The sequence below is a fragment of the Streptomyces sp. cg36 genome (assembly GCF_041080675.1).
Classification (GTDB): Bacteria; Actinomycetota; Actinomycetes; order Streptomycetales; family Streptomycetaceae; genus Streptomyces.
The window spans coordinates 7,178,566-7,179,781 of the sequence record NZ_CP163520.1 but is presented as its reverse complement, the minus strand read 5'-3'; the positions used below and the strand labels follow the sequence as shown (position 1 = coordinate 7,179,781).

Annotated in this window: 1 protein-coding gene; it reads left to right on the top strand. The window is 71.1% G+C overall.

What is annotated here, in order from left to right:
• Positions 1-363: 363 nt before the first annotated feature.
• Positions 364-1,122, top strand: a complete 759-nt coding sequence (locus tag AB5J87_RS31985; RefSeq protein ID WP_369381795.1) for a thioesterase II family protein — start codon at positions 364-366, stop codon at positions 1,120-1,122.
• Positions 1,123-1,216: the final 94 nt, after the last annotated feature.

Sequence of the window (1,216 nt, the reverse complement as noted above, 5' to 3'; positions counted from 1 at the left end):
GAGCCGGGTGAGATCGGACAGCCGGGCACGACGAATGGTTCCCTTGTGCTCGCGAAGCATAGATGCGGTGACCCGTCCCCCGAGTGCCGGGCACTTCACAGTGACCGAGCGACCGTATTTTCTTCCCGCGGCCGGTTGCGGAAGCCGCGGAACATCCACTCGATCCGGCGGTCGACAACAAACCGGTTGACCGCTCGGTTCCGTATCTCACATGACACCCCCGGATATCGTCAAGCGCCGCACGTCGAGACGGCGGGCGGGTGGTCGGGGCGCTCGGCGCGGGCCCTAGGCTGAAGGGCGGCTCCACCAAGAAACTTGAATGCTGGACTTTGCCCGAAGCGCGCACGAGGAGAAGGATCGACCGTGGCAGGATCGTCCCTGAGCAGCCCCTGGATCCGGCGGTTCCACCCCGCCCCGCAGGCCGCCACCCGGCTCGTCTGCTTCCCGCACGCGGGCGGCTCGGCCACGTACTACTTCCAGGCGTCCCAGGCGCTCGCGCCCGAGGTCGACGTGCTCGCGATCCAGTACCCCGGCCGCCAGGACCGGCTCGCCGAACCGTGCATCGAGGACATATCCACCCTCGCCGACCGCATCGTCGACGAGCTGCTCCCCTGGACGGACCGCCCGCTCACCCTCTTCGGCCACAGCATGGGCTCCGCCGTCGCCTACGAGGTCGCGGTGCGCCTGGAGCGGCGCGGCACCGTCCCGCTCGGCCTCTTCGCCTCGGGCCGCCGCGCCCCTTCCGTGGTGCGTGACGGATACGTCCACCTCGGCAGCGACGAGGACCTGCTCGCCGAGCTGAAGCGGCTCAGCGGCACCGACGCGCAGGTGCTCGCCGACGAGGCGCTCCTGCGGATGGTCCTGCCGACGATGCGCAGCGACTACCACGCCATCGAGACCTACCGCCCCACCCCGGCCGCGCCGCTGAGCTGCCCGGTCGTCGCCCTGTCCGGCGACGACGACCCGGTGGTCGAGCTCGACGAGGTGGCCCTGTGGGAGCGGCACACCTCGGCCTCGTTCCGGATGCGGGTCTTCGCGGGCGGCCACTTCTTCGTCGACGGCCACCTCCCCGCCATCACCCGCGAGATCCGCGAGCACATCGCGACCGCGAACGCCCGCTGACGGACCTCGGCGCCGGGGCCGCCGCACCCCGGCGCGGGCCGGCTCGTACGGATATGTCACGCTGGCCCGGGCACGCAACCGAGGAGTGGACGAC